This window comes from Brevundimonas sp. EAKA, assembly GCF_000698025.1.
Classification (GTDB): Bacteria; Pseudomonadota; Alphaproteobacteria; order Caulobacterales; family Caulobacteraceae; genus Brevundimonas; species Brevundimonas mediterranea_A.
The window spans coordinates 1-17742 of sequence record NZ_JMQR01000022.1 but is presented as its reverse complement, the minus strand read 5'-3'; the positions used below and the strand labels follow the sequence as shown (position 1 = coordinate 17742).

The window sequence follows — 17742 nt, the reverse complement described above, 5'->3', positions numbered from 1 at the left end:
CTGCGAAAATGGCGCATGGCTGAGGATGCAGCCCTGCCCGGCGGCGTCGTCCACCCCCTGCCCGCCGATCTGCGGGCGGCGCTGAGCCGCGACGCCGCAGCCCTGGCGACCTGGACGGCGATCACCCCCCTGGCCCGCAACGAATGGATCTGCTGGGTCGAGTCGGCTAAGAAGGCCGAGACCCGGCTCAAGCGGATCGACTGGGGTCGCGAGAACCTGAGCGACGGCAAACGCCGCCCCTGCTGCTGGCCGGGATGCCCGCATCGCGACAAGGGGACCGGAGCAGCTTAGGCGGTCCTCGTGTCAGGGGCCGTTTCAAACCGCAAGATCGGTCGAGCGCGCGACGGCGTCCGGCGCCAAGGTGGCCTCATCACGACGGATGAGGATGATGACGACGGCGCTGGACCACGATCATGCCCGGATGCTGAGTTCCTGGGGGAGCCGGAGAGGGGGCGGCGGCGGAGTTGTTTTTGCCGCTGAGGTGAGGGGGATTTCGGGCGTGCAGCGTTGGCCACTAGCTCGGCTTGTGCGCAATGCGCCGACGCCTGAAGGCGTCGGCGCTAAGCTTCACAGTTTGATTCCGGCCGCGTCGAGAGCGCCGTCGATGCGAGCATCGACCTCCTGCTTGGTGGCGGCCCACGCGGGCGCCGTCTTCAACAGTCGCTGCTGCCAAGCGACCAAGTTAGGGAATTCGTTGAGCGGGATTTTGGTCCGCTCATTCTGCGAGAAAGGTCCTGCGATATCGAGGTCGGCCAGCGTCAGCCGATCGCCGACGATGAACTGTCGATCCGCGAGATGGGCGTCCAGCACCGCTGCCGCAGCGCGGATTTTGGCGAACGCCAACTGCACGATGGTCTCGTCCGCAGGCAGGCCCACGAAACGCTTGGCGAGCACCTCGTCGAAGGTGAGCGTCGCGAAGACCCGCCACTGTTCGCCCGACCAAAACATCCACTGAAGGATCTCGTACCGTTCGCGCGTCGTGGCGCCGGCGAGGTCGCTGCCCGCCTTCTCCGCGAGATAAAGATTGATCGCCGAAGACTCGTAGAGAACGAAGTCGCCATCCACCATCACAGGCGAAAGGCCGTGCGGATTGAGCTCTAGGAACTCCGGCGTGTGGCTCTCGCCCTTGAAGAGGTCGATGTTCACGCGTTCGATCGGCACGCCCATCGCGGCTGATGCTGACGTGACGCGACGCAGGCTTCCCGAGCCTGGGTCGCCATAAATCTTGATCGACATTGGAACTCGCTCCGTATTTTTAGGTATCGATTGAGTTCGGCAATGACCTACCGAAGATCAAACGATGAGACGGCGTGATCGCCGTGAGAGAGGAATTAGGCTATCCGCCAGAGGCCGTGTATCAGTCGAATTCGAACAGGTTATATTCGGATTTCGAATGAGTGACCGTTGGCAGGAGATGGCCGTTTTCGTCCGCGTGGCCGAGGGCGGCGGCCTTTCGCGGGCGGCCCGCGAGCTGAACCTATCGCAGCCCTCGGTATCGCGCATCATCGGCGCGCTGGAGGCGCGTCTGGGCACGACGCTGTTGTTGCGCACTACCCGCAGCATCTCCCTGACGGAAGCCGGGTCTCTGTACCTGGAGCGTGCAAGACATCTGCTCGCGGAGATGGAGGAGGCCGAGCAGGCGACCCGAGGGCTTGACTCGCTGCACGGCGTGCTCCGCCTCGCCATGCCGGTGCTCTATGGCGCGCGCGCTGTCATTCCGGCGCTGGCGACGTTCCTGCCGCTGCATCCGGATCTCCGAGTCGAAATTGTCATGAGCGACGCGCGCCAGAACCTCGTCACGGAGGGGGTCGACGTAGCCATACGCCTAGGAGTCGGGCCGCTCGACGACTCCACCTTCGGCGCTCGCAGAATCGCGCGGGTCGAACGGCTGGTGGTCGCCGCGCCCGCCTATCTCTCTTCACGTGGCGAGCCTGCAAGTCCCGCTGAAATCGCCGGGCACGATTGCATTGTCCAGCACGGATTGTTCGGCCGCGAGAGCTGGCGCTTCACGCACAATCACACCGCTACGTCAGTCGATGTCTCGGCGAAACTCTGGATCAACTCGGCGCCAGGGGTCCTTGCAGCCGCAGTCGCAGGGCTCGGCGTCGCGCTGGCCACCCGCGTCATGGCAGGAGAAGAACTGCGCAGGGGCCAGCTTGTACAATTGCTCGATCGCTATCGTCTCGAACCCGCCGAGGTTTACGCTGTTTTTCCGGCGGGGCCGCGGCCGTCAGCGAAAGTACGGGCCATCGTGGATCACCTAGCAGCATCGCTTGATGCGTCCGGCTAGCCCTTTTGCTCGCCGCGCTAGTCCCGAATATCCGCATCCCAGGTCAAGCCCGAAGATGACGGGGGTGAGCGGTTGCCCCTACGACTTCCTCAACCGCTTGGCGTTGGCGACGGCGGTCTTGTGGATGGGGGTCAGGGCGTCGGGCTGGGCCTGGGTCAGTTCGGCGTTCAGGGTCAGGGCCTGGCCGGCGGCGCGGCTCCACCAGCCCAGGGCGTAACGGAACTGGGCCTGGGCGGCTTCGGCCGGGGTCCGGGCGCCGGCGATTTCAGTCGCCGCCTGCAGGGCGCGTGCGCCTTCGTCCAGGGCGGCCTGGCCCAGGCGTTTGCCGACGGTCCCGGCGCTGGCGGCGAGCGCGGCGGCGGAGGCGGACAGGGCCTCGGTCTTTTCCGAGCTCATCAGCGACAGTTCGACCCTGTCCTGGCCGGCCGGATCGGTCAGGCCGTGGACCATCAGGGTGGTGCGCGCCGCGATGACCTCGGCCGAGGCGGACAGCATTTCGGCGCCCAGAACAGCCGGTGTTGGAACGCCGGTGGCGCAGATCTTGCGGGTCAGGACGCGTCTCCGGGCCGGGCCTCGGCGGCGAAGGCCGCGACGTCGGACAGCAGGGCGGGGACGGCCAGGTCGATGATGCGGCGGCCCTTTTCGGGGTTGGCCTGGGCCGGGTCGGAGCCGATGCGGCCGTCGGGGAAGCGGGCGCGATAGTCGAGGGCGTCGCGGATCGGGCCGCTGGGCGCGATCTGGGGGCTGTAGTCGGCCGTCTTGATCCGGTCGGGATAGGCGGCCTGGGTCACGGCGATCTCGGACGGGGTGGCGTGCATGCCGTGGCCGGTGGGGAAGATCGAGTTGCACAGGCCCTGGACGCCCGGCAGGTCCCACCAGTTCTTGAGCTTCAGAACAAATGGGGGTTCGTCCTCGACGAAGCTCCATTCGGCGTAGATTTCCGAGAAGGTCGCCTCGATGGTGGCGACGTTGCCGCCGTGGCCGTTGAGGAAATAGATCCGCTCGAACCCGTGGCGGCTGAGCGACGAGACCCAGTCGGTGATGGCGGCCATGAAGGTGGAGGGGCGCAAGGAGATGGTGCCGGCGAAGGCCAGGTGGTGCTGGGCCATGCCGATGTTGAAGGTGGGGGCGACCATCAGGGCGGCGTCCGAACGCTCGGCCTCGTGGGCGATGATCTCGGGGCACAGCCAGTCGGTGCCCAACAGGCCCGTCGGCCCGTGCTGCTCGTTGGAGCCGATCGGCACGACGACCGTCTTCGACAGGGGCCGGCCCGACGCGATCTGGGCGTCGATCTCGGGCCAGGACGACAGGTGGATCAGCATGGGCGAACTCCTCTACGCGGCGGGTCTCAACTAGCGCGATCCTGGCCAGGCGCATAGGCGGTCGGCGCATAGGCCGCGACGAAGACCCGTGCGGCCTCGCGGGCGCGGCGGAGGCGGTGGTCGGCGTCGATCTGGGGCACGTTCAGCATGGCCCGCAGATGGCCGTGGCCCAGGACCAGGCCCGAGAACATCTCGGCCGCCCCGTCGGGGTCGGGCACGTTCAGCCGGCCCGCGCGCGTCTGGTCCGCCAGCCAGGCCGACAGCAGTTTCAGGCTGCGCAGGGGCCCGGCCTCATAGACGGCCTGGGCGATCTCGGGAGCTTCGGTCGACATCAGCACCACGCCGCGCATCGAGCCGACCTTGTCCGGGTGGCAGATTCGTTCCAGCAGGAGCAGGGCCAGGGCCTCCAGCACCTCGACCGGGGCGCCGGCCGTCTTCAGCGGGGCGACGATGGCGTCGGACCTCTGGCCCGCCATGGCCCGGGCGATCTCCAGCTTGGAGGCGAAGCGGTTGTAGACCGTCTGTTTGGAGACGCCGGCGACGCGGGCGATTTCGTCCATCGACACCGCCAGGCCCTTGTCCGCGAACAGGGTCGCGGCGGCGTCGAGGATGGCCTCGCTCTTCTTCTCGTCGACCTGACCCCGGCGGCGGGCCATCAGTGGGCGTCCGACGGGGGCGCGCCCGGTTGGGCCTTGACCGGCTGGGCCAGCAGGGTGACGAAGGCGGCGCCGGCGCACATGATGCCCAGCAGGGCGAAGGCGTCGCCGAAGGCCATGGTCGTGGCCTGTTTCTGCAGAATTCCATAGACGGCCTTCATCGCAGAGGCGGCCGGGTCGATGGTGCCCGCGAACCTCTGGGCCATGCCGGCCATCATCTGACGCATCGCCTGGTCGCCCTGGGCGATGCCGCTGGTCAGCTCGCCGATATGGACAGCGGTATTGGTGGTCAGGCCGGTGTTCAGGATCGCCAGGCCGAAGGCCCCGCCGACGTTGCGCGACAGGTTCACCAGTCCCGAGGCGTTCTTGACCATGTGCGGCGGCAGGGTGGCCATCGTCACCTGCTGCGAGGCGATCATCGCCAGCATGACGCCGACGCCCCGGAAGGCCTGGACCGAGGCGAACTGCCAGAAGCCCCATTCGTCCGTGACCAGCCGCGCCTCCCACATGCCCCAGGCGCACATCATGAAGCCGCCGAACATCAGGATGCGGGCGTCCATCTTGCGCACCAGCCGCCCGGCGAAGGGGGCGGTGGCGAACATGGCCAGGCCGGAAACCACCATGGTGGTGCCCACCTCGGCCGACGAATAATCACGCACCCGGCCCAGGAACAGCGGCAGCAGGAAGGTGCCGCCGAACAGGGCGAATCCCACCGTGAAGGTCATGATGAAGCCGACCAGGAAGTTGCGGTTGGTGAAGGCGCGCAACTCGACGATCGGCTGGCGATAGGTGAGCGAGCGCCAGACGAAGACCGGCCCCGCCACGGCCGCGACCACCGCCAGCAGCAGGATGGATGTGTCGTCGAACCAGTCGTTCCTGGCGCCCTCCTCCAGCACATACTGCATGCTCATCAGGAAGACGGCCATGAAGCCCAGGCCCCACCAGTCGAAGCCCTTGGCCAGGGACGGGTCGCCCTTGTCGAAGTTTCCGTAGCGGCCGACCAGGAAGAGGACCAGCAGGCCCGGCGCCACATTGATGAAGAAGAGCCAGCGCCAGCTGAGCCATTCGGTCAGGTGTCCGCCCAGGGTCGGGCCGACGGTCGGGGCCAGGGTGACGATCAGGCCCATGACCACGCTGGCCGTGACCCGCTTGTCCGGCGGGAAGGCGGTGAAGGCCACGGCGAAGACGGTCGGGATCATGGCCCCGCCGACGAAGCCCTGGATGGTCCGGAACAGGATCATCATGTCGATGGAGGTCGACAGGCCCGTGGCGATGCTCATCAGGACGAAGCCGGCGCACGAGGCCAGGAACAGCCGCTGGGTGCCCCATAGCCGCGACAGGAAGCCGGACAGGGGGATCATCACCACCTCGGGGATCAGATAGGCGGTCTGGATCCAGCTGATCTCGTCCGCCGAGGCGCCGACGCCGGCCTGGATCTGGGGCAGGGAGGCCGCGACGATCTGGATGTCCAGAATGGCCATGAACTGGCCCACCACCATGCCGGCGAAGCCGAGCAGCAGCATGGTCCAGTTGATCTCGGGATGGCCGGCGACGGGGCTCTGCGGCGTGACCCCGCCCCCAGCCGCAGCCGGGTTGGCGGTGGTCACGGGCGAGGCGTCCCGATGGAGGCCTCGGCGAAGCTCTGGCCGCCCTGGCTCTTCAGATCGACCTTGACGTCAACCGACAGGCCGGGACGCAGGGCCAGGCTGCGGTCGGCGCCGCTGACGACGATCCGCACGGGCACCCGCTGGGTGATCTTGGTGAAGTTGCCGGTGGCGTTCTCGACCGGGATCAGGGCGAATTCGGACCCGGTGGCGGGGGCAAAACTGTCGATCCGGCCCTCGATCTTGCGGCCGGGGAAGGCGTCGGCGGAAATCTCGACCGTCTGGCCCAGTCGCATCCGGTCCAGCTGGGTCTCCTTGAAGTTGGCGACGATATAGGTCTGGGTCAGGGGCACGATGGACAGCAGCTGGGTCCCGGCGTTGACGTATTGGCCGGGCCGGACGCTGCGGGCGCCGACGACGCCGGCGATGGGGGCGCGGATGACGGTGCGTTCCAGGGCGATGCGGGCGGTTTCGACCACGGCGCGGGCCTGTTCGACGGCGGCGACGCTCTGTTCGCGCGTCGAGCCCAGCACCCCGGCGGTGCGCTGTTCGGCGACCAGGGCGGCCTGGGCCTGTTGCACGCTGGCGTCGGCGGTGGCGGCGCCGGCGCGTTCGGTCTGAATCCGCTGCTGCGAGACCCAGCCCTGCTGGGCCAGTTTGCCGTAACGATCCACCTCGGCGCGGGCCAGGCCGGCCTGAGCGCGGGCCTGGGTCACGGCGGCGGCGCGGGCGGCGATGGCGGCCTTCTCCTGCTCGGCCTGGGCGTCGACATTGCCGACGGCGGCGAGCGCGGCCTGGAGATTGGCCTCGGCGCGGGCCAGTTCGGCGCGCTGATCGCCGTCGTCCAGCTTGACCAGGACCTGCCCGGCCTCGACCCGCTGGTTGTCGCCGACCAGAACCTCGGTCACGCGGCCGGCCAGTTGCGGGCTGATCAGGGTGGTGTCGGCCTGGACGAAGGCGTTGTCGGTGCTTTCCCACCTCTGGCCGTTCATCCACCAGACGATCCCGCCCGCGACCAGGGCGAGGCCGACGAGGACCGCGGCGAACAGCGGCAGGCGTTTCTTCAGTTCAGGCGACATGGGACATCCGGGGGAGGGTGCGGCGTTTTGAAACGGGGCTAAAATGGACGTCGCCGTCCAAAAATCAATGTCCAATCGCGAAGAGGCCGATCAAAGCCTGTTTTCGTGTATGTCCTCGGCCCATGAGCGACCGCGCCCGAGCCTCCAATCCGCTGCCGTCCCAGGTCGATGTCGTCGTGATCGGCGCGGGCGCGGCCGGGATCGCCGCCGCACGCCGGCTGATGCGGCCCGGCCTGTCGGTTCTGGTGCTGGAAGCCCGCGACCGGATGGGCGGGCGCGCCTGGACGGCGCGGGTCGAGGGCGAGGGGCTGGACATGGGCTGCGGCTGGCTGCACTCGGCCGACGACAATGTCCTGGCCGGGCGGGTCGAGGCCGAAGGGCTGACGCTGGACCAGACGCCGCCGCCGTGGCGGACCCAGGCCTTCGACCACGAGATCTCGCGGGCCGAGCAGGCTGAGTTCGGCGAGGCCTTCGCCGCCTTCGACCAGCGTGTGACGGAAGCGGCCGGGCGGGGCGAAGACCGGCCCGCGTCCGACTTCTTCGACCCGGACTGCCGCTGGAACGCCCGGATGGACGCTATCTCGGGCGCCCTGAACGGGGCGCGGTTCGCCGAGGTGTCCAGCCTGGATTACGACGCCTATGGCGACACCGGGGTGAACTGGCGGGTGCGCGAAGGTTATGGCCGGCTGATCGCCCGTCTGGGCGAGGCGGTGTCCGACGTCGTGGTGCGCGACTGCGCCGTGCGCCGGATCGACCGGTCCGGCCCCCTGCTGCGGCTGGAGACCAGCAGGGGCGAGCTGACGGCGCGGGTGGTGATCCTGACGGTTCCCAACAGTCTGATCGCCACCGAGGCGGTGCGGATCGATCCGCCCGTTCCGGCCTGGCTGGAGGCGACGGCGGGCGTGCCTCTGGGGCTGGCGTCCAAGGTGCATATGACGGTGCGGGGCGCGGGCGATTTCCAGCCTGACACCCAGTTGTGGACCCGGATCGATACGGCCGAGACCTGCGGCTATCACCTGCGGCCGTTCGGGCGGCCGATGATCGAGGCCTATTTCGGCGCCGACCTGGCCTGGGGGCTGGAGGCGCAAGGCCCCGCCGCCCTGGTCGATTTCGCCGTGTCCGAACTGGTGGCGGCCCTGGGGTCGAACCTGCGGCGGCGGTTGGAGGCCGTGGCCGTGTCGAACTGGGGCGTCGATCCCTGGTCGCGCGGCGCCTATTCCCACGCCCTGCCGGGCCATGCGGGGGATCGGGCGAAGTTGCGGACGGCGGTCGAGGATCGGATCTTCCTGGCGGGCGAAGCCACGGCCCCGGTCTATTACGGCACGGCCCACGGCGCCTGGATGGAGGGCGAACGGGCGGCGGATGCGGCCCTGACCAGCCTGGGTCTTGACCCGCGTCGCGACGACGGCGACAGCGAGGCATGACGCCGCCCAAGGCCCGAAAACCTGTCGCCAAGTCCAAGATCCCCGGTCCGAAACGCCCGGCGGTCATGACCGGCGCGTCCGTTCCGGTGCTGCGCTGGCCGCCGGACGAGGACCGGGTCGAGGCCATTTTCGAGCGTCTGTCCGGCGTCATGCCCGAGCCGAAGACCGAGCTGAACTTCTCCAACCCCTTCACCCTAGTGGTCGCCGTGGCCCTGTCGGCCCAGGCGACGGACGTGTCGGTCAACAAGGCGACCGAGCGGCTGTTCCGGGTGGCGGACACGCCGCAGAAGATGCTGGCCCTGGGGGAGGAGGGGCTGATCCCCTACATCGCCTCCATCGGCCTGTATCGCGGCAAGGCCCGCAATGTGATCGCCCTGTCCCGCCTGGTGCTGGAGCAACACGGCGGCGAGGTTCCGCTGAACCGGGCCGATCTCCAGGCCCTGCCGGGCGTGGGGCGAAAGACGGCGTCGGTGGTGCTGAACGAACTGGGGATCGAGGCCGCCATCGCGGTGGACACCCATGTCTTCCGCGTCTCGCACCGGCTGGGCCTGGCCAATGCGGGCACGCCGGACAAGGTGGAGGCCCAGCTGTTCAAGGTCGTGCCGGAGCAGTGGCTGCCCAAGGCGCACCACTGGCTGATCCTGCACGGACGCTACACCTGCACGGCGCGGAAACCGAAATGCCTGTCTTGCGTCATCGCCGACCTGTGCCCGTCGCGGGCGGGGCTGATGGCGCTGGGCGAGGCGGGCTAGGACGGTTTCGCGGCCAGGCCTGGATGGACGGCCAGACGCGCCGCCAGTTTATCCAGCACGCGCTGGGCTGTTTCCAGATCCGCCTGTGGAATATCCCCGAATATGCGGTCGCGCATTTCGGAGGCGTGGACGTCCAACTCCAGCAAGGCTTCGCGACCGGCCGGCTCGATCATGATCAGACGCACCCGGCCGTCGCCAATCATGCGGCGCCGGCTGACGAAGCCCAGCCTCTCGAGCTTGTCGAGTTGCCGGGTCAGGCTGGGGCCGGAGATCTCCAGACGGCTCGCCAATTCCGTCTGGGTCAGGCCTCTGGGAGATCCCTCCAGGAAATAGAGCAGACTGGTCCGCGCCGCCTCCTGGCCGCAGGCCTGCCGGGCTTCGGCGGCTACGGTCTGGAAACGCCGGGCCGCCAAGGTGATGGCGAAAGCGATTTTCAGTTGCAAAACTTGGCGGGGCGATAATGCTGTAGAAAGCAACTGTAACAATGGCAGGTCCTTGGATTGCGATATTCAGGGTTGAATGATCGCCTATCGTGATTTGCCGCGCTTATTCCAAATACGAGTGGATGCACTATTTGGATGCTTGTCGAGGCTAAATACATGGGCGCCGCGTCGTAACGAATTGATGTCACGATTCAGGACATCAACTGCTCGCGTAGAACGTCCGTCATGAAATCCTTCTTCCAGCCCCGCCCCTCCCCCGATGCGGCGGAGACCGCCGAGCTGCGCAGCATGATGGCGGCGGTTCAGCGGTCGCAGGCCGTGATCGAGTTCGAGCTGGACGGCACCATCATCTCGGCCAATCCGAACTTCCTCGCGGTGATCGGCTATGAGCTGGCCGAGGTTAAGGGCCGCCATCACCGCATGCTGATGGACCCCGCCGAGGCCGCCTCGCCCGCCTACACGGACTTCTGGCGTCGGCTGAACGCGGGCGAGTTCATCGCAGACAAGTTCATCCGCTATGGCAAGGGCGGCGCCCGTGCAGTGATCGAGGCCAGTTACAACCCGATCTTCGGCGCTGACGGCAAACCCTACAAGGTCGTCAAGTTCGCGACCGACGTCACGGCTGCGGAGGTCGAGCGCGAGCGCCGCGCCGAGGCTGATCGCGTGGCGGCCGAAGTTCAGGCTTCCGTCGTCCAGGCCACGGGGCGCGGCCTGTCGGCCATGGCGGCCGGCGACCTGTCGTATCGGATCGGCGAGGCCTTCCCCGGCGACTACGCCATTCTGCGCGAGGACTTCAACCGCGCCATGGCGGCCCTGGATGAGGCGGTCGCCGTCATCCGCGGCAACGCGGGGTCCATGCAGTCGGGCGCCAATGAAATCAGCAGCGCAGCCGAGGATCTGTCGCGTCGCACCGAACGTCAGGCCGCCGGTCTGGAGCAGACCGCCGCCGCCCTGGACGAGATCACCGCCACCGTCCGCAAGGCGGCTGAGAACGCTCAGGCTGCGGATGTGGTCGTGGGCCAGACCCGCAGCCAGGCCGAGACTGGCGGCGCCGTCGTCCAGCGCGCCATCACAGCCATGGGCGAGATCGAGAAATCCTCCGATCAGATCGGCCAGATCATCGGCGTCATCGATGAAATCGCCTTCCAGACCAACCTTCTGGCCCTGAACGCCGGGGTCGAGGCGGCGCGCGCGGGCGAAGCCGGTCGCGGCTTTGCCGTGGTGGCCTCCGAAGTTCGGGCCCTGGCCCAGCGGTCGGCGGACTCGGCGCGGGAGATCAAGACCCTGATCTCGACCAGCAGCACCCAGGTCAAGAGCGGGGTCGTGCTGGTCCGCGAATCCGGCGAGGCCCTGTCGGCCATCGCCGTGCGCATCAACGACATCACCCATCTGATGGGCGAGATTCGCGCCTCGACCCAGGAACAGGCCCTGGCCCTAGCCGAGGTCAATACGGCCGTGAACGAGATGGACCAGGTCACCCAGCAAAACGCCGCGATGGTCGAGGAATCGACCGCCGCCAGCCTGAGCCTGAGCCGCGAGGCGTCGGACCTGACGCAACTGGTCGGACGGTTCCAGGTCAGCGAAGGCGGCGCCGACCGCGCCCCGGCCCCGATTCGTGACGCCCACGCCCGGATCGCGGCCTTTGCGGCCGATCGGGCGCCGGCCCGCTCGCGTCAGGCGGGCTTCTAGCCGCCCAGCCGTTCGCTGACGGCGCGGGCGAAGCCGGCGCCGTCGGCCGGATCATGGTCCAGATAGAAGTCGGGCTCGATCAGTTCCGCCTCCATCAGCACCCAGCGCCCGGCGTCGTCGCGCGCCAGATCGATGCGGGCGTAGAGCAGGGGGTCGTCAATGGCGGCCAGCACGCGTTCGGCCAGGGCCATGGCCGCCGCGTCGGGCGTCACAGCCGTGTAGAGGCCGCCGAACTGCATCTGGATGCGGAAGTCGCCGGGAACCGGCCGCTTGTTGACCGCATGACTGAACCGGCCGCCGAAGAAGAGCAGCGATGTCTCGCCGTCGGTCTCGATGGATTTCAGATAGGGCTGGATCATGGCCGGGCCTTGCGGGGCATCGGTCAGAGGCTGGCCGGGCGTGAGACGCAGGGTGCGGAAGGCTCCGGCCGAGACGGTCGGCTTGACGATCAGCACCGGGGCTCCAGTTTCCGCAAAGGCCGCATCCACCTGGTCCTGAGTGATCGCCTCGCTCGACCGCGTCGGCGGAATGGGCACGCCCTTGTCGACCAGTCGCGCCAGATAGGTCTTGTCCGAGTTCCAGCCCAGCACCGAGGCCGAATTGGCGACCGGCAGGCCCGCTTCGGTCCAGGTCACGCAGGCCTTCAGCCAGCGGGCATGGTCGCGGTGATAGCCCCAGGCGATGACCGGCAGGATCAGGTCATAGGCGGCCAGAGCCGAGGCGTCCTCGACATGATCGGTCCAGGGCGTCGCCGTAACCGTCGCGCCGGTCCCTTCCAGCGTCGCCGTCAGCCTTGTCAGCACCTCGGGCCAGCGGCCGATGTAGGATTTGTCGGTCGGATCGGGGGTCAGGACGGCGATCTGGGTCATGACGCCTCCGTATCGCAACCCGCCGACGCATATAAGGGCTTCCTTATATGTTTTCGGGTGACGTGCGGGCCTTCAACCGCTAAGGCGCGACCATGACCCAGAACACCGCCCAATATGACGTCTGCGCTGTCGGCAACGCCATCGTCGACGTGCTCAGCCCCTGTGACGCCGCCTTCCTGACGGCCCAGGACCTGGCCCCCAACTCGATGCAGCTGGTCGACGCCGAACGCAGCGCCGCCCTGTATGACGCCATGGCGCCGGGGGTCGAGGCCTCGGGCGGATCGGCCGGCAACACCGTGGCGGGCGTCGGCTCGTTCGGCGGCCGGGCGGCCTATATCGGCAAGGTGGCCGATGATGTCCTGGGCGAGGTGTTCAGCCACGACATCCGCGCCGCCGGCGTCCACTTCGACACCCCGGTCCTGAACGGCGGGGCGGACAACGGCTTCGGCACCGGCCGTTGCCTGATCAACGTCCTGTCGGACGGGGCGCGGACCATGGCGACCTTCCTGGGCGCCGCCAACCAGCTGTACGCCGACGACATCGACGAGGCCCTGATCGGGGCCAGCCAGATCGTCTATCTGGAAGGCTATCTGTTCGACCCGGCCCCGGCCCGCGCCGCCTTCGAACGCGCCGCCGCCGCCGCGCACAAGGCCGGCCGCAAGGTGGCCATCACCCTGTCGGACACCTTCGTCGTCGCCCGCTGGCGGGCCGAACTGCTGAGCTTCATCGAACAGTCGGCCGACATCGTCCTGGCCAACGAAGCCGAACTGGCCGCCCTGTTCGAAACCGAAGATTTTGACGCCGCCGCCGCGAAACTGGCCGCCATCGTCGAGATCGCCGCCGTGACGCGTGGCGAGCACGGCTCGGTGGTGATCGCCGGCGACGAGCGGGTGACGGTCGCCGCCTATCCGGTCGCCAAGGTGATCGACACCACGGGCGCCGGCGACCAGTACGCCGCCGGCTTCCTGCTGGGCGTCGCGCGCGGCCTGACGCTGGAAGAGGCCGGCAAGCTGGGCTCGCTGGCGGCGTCCGAAGTCATCGCCCACTGGGGGCCGCGGCCGATGGTGAAATTGGCCGATCTGGCCGGTGAAGCCGGGTTGAGGCTGTAAGCGATTCTTCCTTCTCCCCTTGCGGGAGAAGGTGGCCGAGCGCAGCGAGGTCGGATGAGGGGTCGGCGGATGCACGACGACCCTGTCCGACCCAACATCTAACAACCCCTCATCCGGCCCTTCGGGCCACCTTCTCCCGCAAGGGGAGAAGGAAGCGGATTCAGCTCTTCCACCGCAGCGTCGTGGGCTGGATCGGGTTGACGAACTCCCGCCCCTCAGCCCGGCTCTTCGCCCATTCGCGCTTCAGCTGCTGGTACCATTTGGCCTGTTTGTCGGCGTCGTCGATCCAGATCAGGGCGGGGTCGTAGCGCAGGCCTTCGTTCTGCAGGTTCACCATGCCGCCGTCCTGTTTCAGGAAGGCGACCACCCCCATGCGCAGGAAGGGCTTGGCCAGGTCGAAGACCCAGTGGTCCGACCAGAAGATCTGGGTGATGCGGGTCCTGGTCTCGCTGATCGGGGTCAGGCAGGTCAGGGCCAGGACCTGTTTCTCCCCGACCTGGATATGCTCCCAGCGATAGCCGGGCAGGCGGAAGGTGATCTCCGTCGCCGGGGCGCCGCCCAGGATCCTGTAGAGCCGGCTGTTGGATGAGGGGGTGTGACGCACCATGGCCCAGCCGAAGTCGGCGGGAGCGAAGGCCTTGGCCTTTTCGTGCATCGAATGTTCGGACCGCCACCACCATTGCTGGTGGACATACGGCCCGTGGGCCGGGTCCATCAGGCCGACGACAGCGTGGTCGATATGGCTGTCGAACTCCATCGCCTCGACCAGTTTCGGGCCTGATCCGACCACGCCCGGGAAGACGGGGGGCGCGTGGTCCGGCTCCATCGGATTGCGGGCGTCGGACGCCATCCAGACGAAGACCATGCCCTGGCTCTCGCGCACCGGAAAGGCGCGCACCTTGATGCGATTGGCCTCGAACGCCTGGTCCTCGACCAGGGACGGAATGGCGGCGCAGACCCCGTCGGGGCGGAAGCGCCAGCCGTGATAGGGGCATTCGATGGTCTCGCCCTCGCCGGGCTTTTCGACCAGTTTCCCGGCTGACAGGGGCGCGGCGCGGTGGGGGCAGATGTCGCGCATCGCATAGACGGCGCCCGCGCGTGTGCGGCCGATCAGGACGGGCTCGCCCATGATCTCGTAGCGTTTCAAGCCGGCCGGAGCGACGTCGCGGGACAGGGCGACGAAGTACCAGGCGTCGGCGACGAATCCCTTGCCGAAGGGCTGGGCGCCCGCCTTTGAGGGGGCGGCTTCGGCTTGAGGGGACTGGACGGGGGGAGCGTCTACAGGCTTCATGAGCGCCTTCTAACAGAGGGACGCGGGGTCTGTCCTCCCGGAGCTCATAGAGAACTTTGCAAGATAAAGTAGAGGTGGCATAACGGCCGTCTCACAGGGGAGTTTCGCCATGTTTCGCGCCTTAGGTTTCGCCGCCGTGCTGTTCGCCGCCACCGCTGTTCAAACTCCGGCTGGGGCCCAGGACGGGCATGGGGCCCATCCCGAGGTCGGCCACGGTCATCATCACGCGGAGTTCGCCTCCGACCGCATCCACGTCCGCGTGGACGGGGATATGGACGGACGCGACATCATCCTGATCCCCGGCCTCAGCTCCTCGCCCGAGATCTGGCAGGGGACGGTGGATCACCTGACGGCCCAGGACGGCGTCGGCTGGCGCGTCCATCGCATCCATGTCCAGGGTTTCGCGGGCGCCCCGGCCGAGGGCAATGCTCAAGGCGCGACGCCGACGCCGGTCGCCGCCCCGGTCGCCGAGGAGATCGCCCGCTATATCCGCGAGCAGGAGCTGATCAAGCCGGCCGTCGTCGGCCATTCGATGGGCGGGACCATCGGCCTGATGTTGGCGGTGCGCCATCCGGACAGCGTCGGCAAGCTGATGGTGGTGGACATGATCCCCTTCATGGGCGCCATGTTCGGCCCGCCCGGAACCACGGCCGAGGCGGTGACGCCGGTCGCGGACCAGATCTGGGCCGCGCAGGCCGGCAGCCCGCGCGAGGCCTATGTCGCCCAGGCGACGACGGCCATCACCGGCATGATCAATACCGAGAGCCGCCGCGAGGCGGCGCTGGAAGACATGCGGGCCAGCGACCAGAAGGTCTCGGCCGCCGCCTTCCGCGAGCTGGTGACCACCGACCTGCGGCCCGAACTGACCAGGATCACGGCCCCGACCGAAGTGCTGTACGTCAAGTTCAACGATCCGCGCATGACGCCCCAGATCACCGACGCCATCTATCAGATGTCCTTCGCCAACCTGCCGGGCGTGACCCTGAAACGGATCGACGACAGCGCCCATTTCATCATGCTGGACCAGCCCCAGGCCTTCTACGGCGAACTGGACGCCTTTCTTTCGGCGAAATAGCCGCTCACGGTCGCGTGATATCGACGGGGCCGTTTCGGCGGCGGTTCATACGCGATACATGTCCGTAGAGCTTAATCCCGCTGAGCGCGGCATCTGAAGGAAAGTCATGGCGGGTCCAGGGTTCGGGGGCGGGCAGCAGGGCGGCGCAAAGCCGGCTCGCACGCGGCTGCAACAGGCGCTCTACTGGGGCGTGGTGCTGGCCGTCTGGGGACTGATCTTCCTGGTGGTCTTCTTCGCCGTGTTCGCGCGCGGCCTGCCCGACACGTCCAGCCTGTATAATGTCGATCGTCAGCCCTCGATCACCTATCTGGACCGCAACGGCGCCCTGATCGCCACCCGGGGCACCCAGATGGCGCCGCCTGCCGATCTGGACGCCCTGCCCGACTATGTGCCGGCGGCCTTTATCGCCATTGAGGACCGGCGCTTCTATCACCACCCCGGTTTCGACCCCATCGGCATGATGCGGGCGGCGGCGACCAATATGCGCGCCGGCCGGGTGGTGCAGGGCGGCTCGACCCTGACGCAGCAACTGGCCAAGAACCTGTTCCTGACGCCCGACCAGAACCTGCGCCGCAAGGTGCAGGAACTGATGCTGGCGGTGTGGCTGGAGATGAAATTCTCCAAGAAGGAGATCCTGGCCCTGTATCTGAACCGGGTCTATTTCGGCGCCGGCGCCTATGGGATCGAGGCGGCGTCGCAACGCTATTTCGACAAGTCGGCCAAGGATTTGACCGTCGGCGAGGCCGCGCTTCTGGCCGGGCTGCTGAAGGCGCCCTCGCGTTATTCGCCCGTGTCCGAGAGCGAGCGGGCCGCCACCCGCGCCACCGTCGTGCTGAACGAGATGGAAGAGGCCGGGGTCATCACCGCCGCCCAGCGCGAGGAGGCCGTGACCCAGCCGATCATCGTGTCGCGCACCCTGGCGACCCAGCACGCCCAGTATTTCATCGACTGGCTGGACCAGTCGATCCGCGGCCTGGTCGGCGAACCGACCGAGGACATGGTGGTCGAGACCACCCTGGACCTGACGCTGCAGACGGCCGCCGAACGGTCGGTGCGCCGCATTCTGGATCGTGACGAGCGCAAGGGCGTCGAACAGGCGGCCCTGGTCGCCCTGGACGGCGACGGCCGGGTGCGGGCCATGATCGGCGGCGGCTCCTATGCCGACAGCCAGTTCAACCGCGCCGTCGAGGCGCGTCGCCAGGCGGGCTCGGCCTTCAAGCCCTTCGTCTATCTGGCGGCGGTCGAGGCCGGCTACACGCCCCAGACCCCGGTGGTCGATCAGCCGATCACCATCGGCAACTGGTCGCCCAAGAACTATTCCAACACCTTCAGCGGAAACATGACCCTGGCCCAGGCCGTGGCCCAGTCGACCAATACGGTGGCGGCCTATGTCGCCGACCAGATCGGACGCGACAGCGTGGCCCGCGCCGCGCGGCGCCTGGGCATCGAGAGCCGCATCGGTCTGGAGCCCGCCATGGCCCTGGGCGCCGTCGAGGTCTCGCCGCTGGAGATGGCCACCGCCTATGACGCCTTCGCCAACGGCGGGCGCCGGGTCGAGGCCTATGGCATCAGCCGTATCCGCACCCCCCAGGGCCGGGTCATCTATCAGCGGGCCAGCGGCCAGAGCGGACAGGCGATCAACAATCCGTCGCTGTACTATATGAACCAGATGTTGCGCGGGGTCATGACCTCGGGCACCGGGCGCAGCGCGGCCATCGCCGGGCGCGATCTGGCGGGCAAGTCGGGCACGACCTCGGACTACAAGGACGCCTGGTTCGTCGGCTACACCGGCGGCTTCGTCACCGCCGTCTGGGTGGGCAAGGACGACAACACCGCCATGCGCGGTGTGACCGGCGGCTCGTCGCCCGCCGCCATCTGGAAGGGCTTCATGGAGGCGGCCCTGCCGCGCCTGAACGCCCCCCGCATTCCCGACGGCCCGCCCATGCCCGAGGGCTGGACCGCGCCGGATCCCGTCGGCGATCTGATGTCGGGTCTGGGCCAGGGCGGTCTGGACGAAGGTGGAGCCCCGGTCGAGCCGGTCGATCCGAGCCTGGGCGACCCCTATGTGGAAGAGCCGGCCCAGCAGCCGTCTCAACCGACGTCGAGGGCGCCGGTCGTTCGCCCCACCTCGCCCCAGCC

At 68.0% G+C, this 17742-nt stretch carries 17 protein-coding genes; 8 read left to right on the top strand and 9 right to left on the bottom strand.

The features are described from left to right. Window positions 1-15 precede the first annotated feature (15 nt). A complete protein-coding gene (locus ER13_RS05125) occupies window positions 16-291 on the top strand; it encodes a YdeI/OmpD-associated family protein (RefSeq protein WP_035307284.1) in 276 nt (91 codons plus the stop codon). A 276-nt stretch (window positions 292-567) separates the two neighbouring features. Here ER13_RS05125 and ER13_RS05120 read toward each other — a convergent pair whose 3' ends face one another. Beyond that, window positions 568-1236, bottom strand: a complete 669-nt coding sequence (locus ER13_RS05120; protein WP_035307283.1) for a glutathione S-transferase family protein — start codon at window positions 1234-1236, stop codon at window positions 568-570. A gap of 178 nt (window positions 1237-1414) precedes the next feature. Here ER13_RS05120 and ER13_RS05115 point away from each other — a divergent pair, with 178 nt between their 5' ends. After that, entirely contained in the window at window positions 1415-2290 is an 876-nt protein-coding gene (locus ER13_RS05115) for a LysR family transcriptional regulator (RefSeq protein WP_155988096.1), read from the top strand. A gap of 78 nt (window positions 2291-2368) precedes the next feature. On the opposite strand, the gene ER13_RS05110 is transcribed toward ER13_RS05115, so the two are convergent. From ER13_RS05110 to ER13_RS05090, 5 genes are read right to left on the bottom strand one after another with little or no spacing between them, the layout of a single operon-like run. Beyond that, a complete protein-coding gene (locus ER13_RS05110; RefSeq protein WP_035307279.1) occupies window positions 2369-2785 on the bottom strand; it encodes a hypothetical protein in 417 nt (138 codons plus the stop codon). A 53-nt stretch (window positions 2786-2838) separates the two neighbouring features. Continuing rightward, on the bottom strand, window positions 2839-3612 hold the full coding sequence (locus ER13_RS05105) for a creatininase family protein (RefSeq protein ID WP_008259933.1): 774 nt from the start codon (window positions 3610-3612) through the stop codon (window positions 2839-2841). A 26-nt stretch (window positions 3613-3638) separates the two neighbouring features. Continuing rightward, window positions 3639-4268 carry a TetR/AcrR family transcriptional regulator gene (locus ER13_RS05100; protein ID WP_035307277.1) on the bottom strand — a complete coding sequence of 210 codons (630 nt, stop codon included), beginning with the start codon at window positions 4266-4268 and terminating at the stop codon, window positions 3639-3641. Then, window positions 4268-5875 (bottom strand): DHA2 family efflux MFS transporter permease subunit, encoded by a 1608-nt coding sequence (locus ER13_RS05095; RefSeq protein WP_035307274.1) that lies wholly within the window; start codon window positions 5873-5875, stop codon window positions 4268-4270. The genes ER13_RS05100 and ER13_RS05095 overlap by 1 nt, the downstream gene beginning before the upstream one ends. Then, window positions 5872-6951 carry an HlyD family secretion protein gene (locus ER13_RS05090; RefSeq protein WP_008259534.1) on the bottom strand — a complete coding sequence of 360 codons (1080 nt, stop codon included), beginning with the start codon at window positions 6949-6951 and terminating at the stop codon, window positions 5872-5874. The genes ER13_RS05095 and ER13_RS05090 overlap by 4 nt, the downstream gene beginning before the upstream one ends. Window positions 6952-7073: 122 nt before the next feature. Here ER13_RS05090 and ER13_RS05085 point away from each other — a divergent pair, with 122 nt between their 5' ends. Both ER13_RS05085 and nth read left to right on the top strand, forming a co-directional pair. Continuing rightward, complete coding sequence (locus tag ER13_RS05085; protein WP_008260421.1) at window positions 7074-8375, top strand: NAD(P)/FAD-dependent oxidoreductase; 1302 nt, start codon at window positions 7074-7076, stop codon at window positions 8373-8375. Then, window positions 8372-9127, top strand: a complete 756-nt coding sequence (gene nth / locus ER13_RS05080) for an endonuclease III (RefSeq protein ID WP_035307271.1) — start codon at window positions 8372-8374, stop codon at window positions 9125-9127. The genes ER13_RS05085 and nth overlap by 4 nt, the downstream gene beginning before the upstream one ends. Here the strand turns inward: nth and ER13_RS05075 are convergent. Further along, window positions 9124-9570: a MarR family winged helix-turn-helix transcriptional regulator gene (locus ER13_RS05075; RefSeq protein WP_008260735.1), complete on the bottom strand. Its 447-nt coding sequence runs from the start codon at window positions 9568-9570 to the stop codon at window positions 9124-9126. The two genes, nth and ER13_RS05075, sit on opposite strands and share 4 nt — an antisense overlap. 225 nt (window positions 9571-9795) lie before the next feature. On the opposite strand from ER13_RS05075, the gene ER13_RS05070 reads away from it, so the two are divergent. Continuing rightward, window positions 9796-11259 carry a methyl-accepting chemotaxis protein gene (locus ER13_RS05070; protein WP_035307268.1) on the top strand — a complete coding sequence of 488 codons (1464 nt, stop codon included), beginning with the start codon at window positions 9796-9798 and terminating at the stop codon, window positions 11257-11259. On the opposite strand, the gene ER13_RS05065 is transcribed toward ER13_RS05070, so the two are convergent. Continuing rightward, a complete protein-coding gene (locus ER13_RS05065; protein ID WP_035307266.1) occupies window positions 11256-12128 on the bottom strand; it encodes a RimK family alpha-L-glutamate ligase in 873 nt (290 codons plus the stop codon). The genes ER13_RS05070 and ER13_RS05065 overlap by 4 nt on opposite strands. A 92-nt stretch (window positions 12129-12220) precedes the next feature. On the opposite strand from ER13_RS05065, the gene ER13_RS05060 reads away from it, so the two are divergent. Further along, the gene (locus ER13_RS05060; RefSeq protein ID WP_008258937.1) at window positions 12221-13237 is read left to right on the top strand and encodes an adenosine kinase; all 1017 of its coding nucleotides are present in this window, start codon (window positions 12221-12223) and stop codon (window positions 13235-13237) included. 160 nt (window positions 13238-13397) lie between these two features. Here ER13_RS05060 and ER13_RS05055 read toward each other — a convergent pair whose 3' ends face one another. Next, on the bottom strand, window positions 13398-14528 hold the full coding sequence (locus ER13_RS05055; protein WP_035307262.1) for an aromatic ring-hydroxylating dioxygenase subunit alpha: 1131 nt from the start codon (window positions 14526-14528) through the stop codon (window positions 13398-13400). A 109-nt stretch (window positions 14529-14637) separates the two neighbouring features. On the opposite strand from ER13_RS05055, the gene ER13_RS05050 reads away from it, so the two are divergent. Beyond that, window positions 14638-15603, top strand: coding sequence for an alpha/beta fold hydrolase (locus ER13_RS05050; protein ID WP_035307260.1), 966 nt, complete (start codon window positions 14638-14640; stop codon window positions 15601-15603). Between the two features lie 106 nt (window positions 15604-15709). Beyond that, on the top strand, window positions 15710-17742 hold a 2033-nt coding region (locus ER13_RS05045; RefSeq protein WP_052004884.1), incomplete at its 3' end, for a transglycosylase domain-containing protein.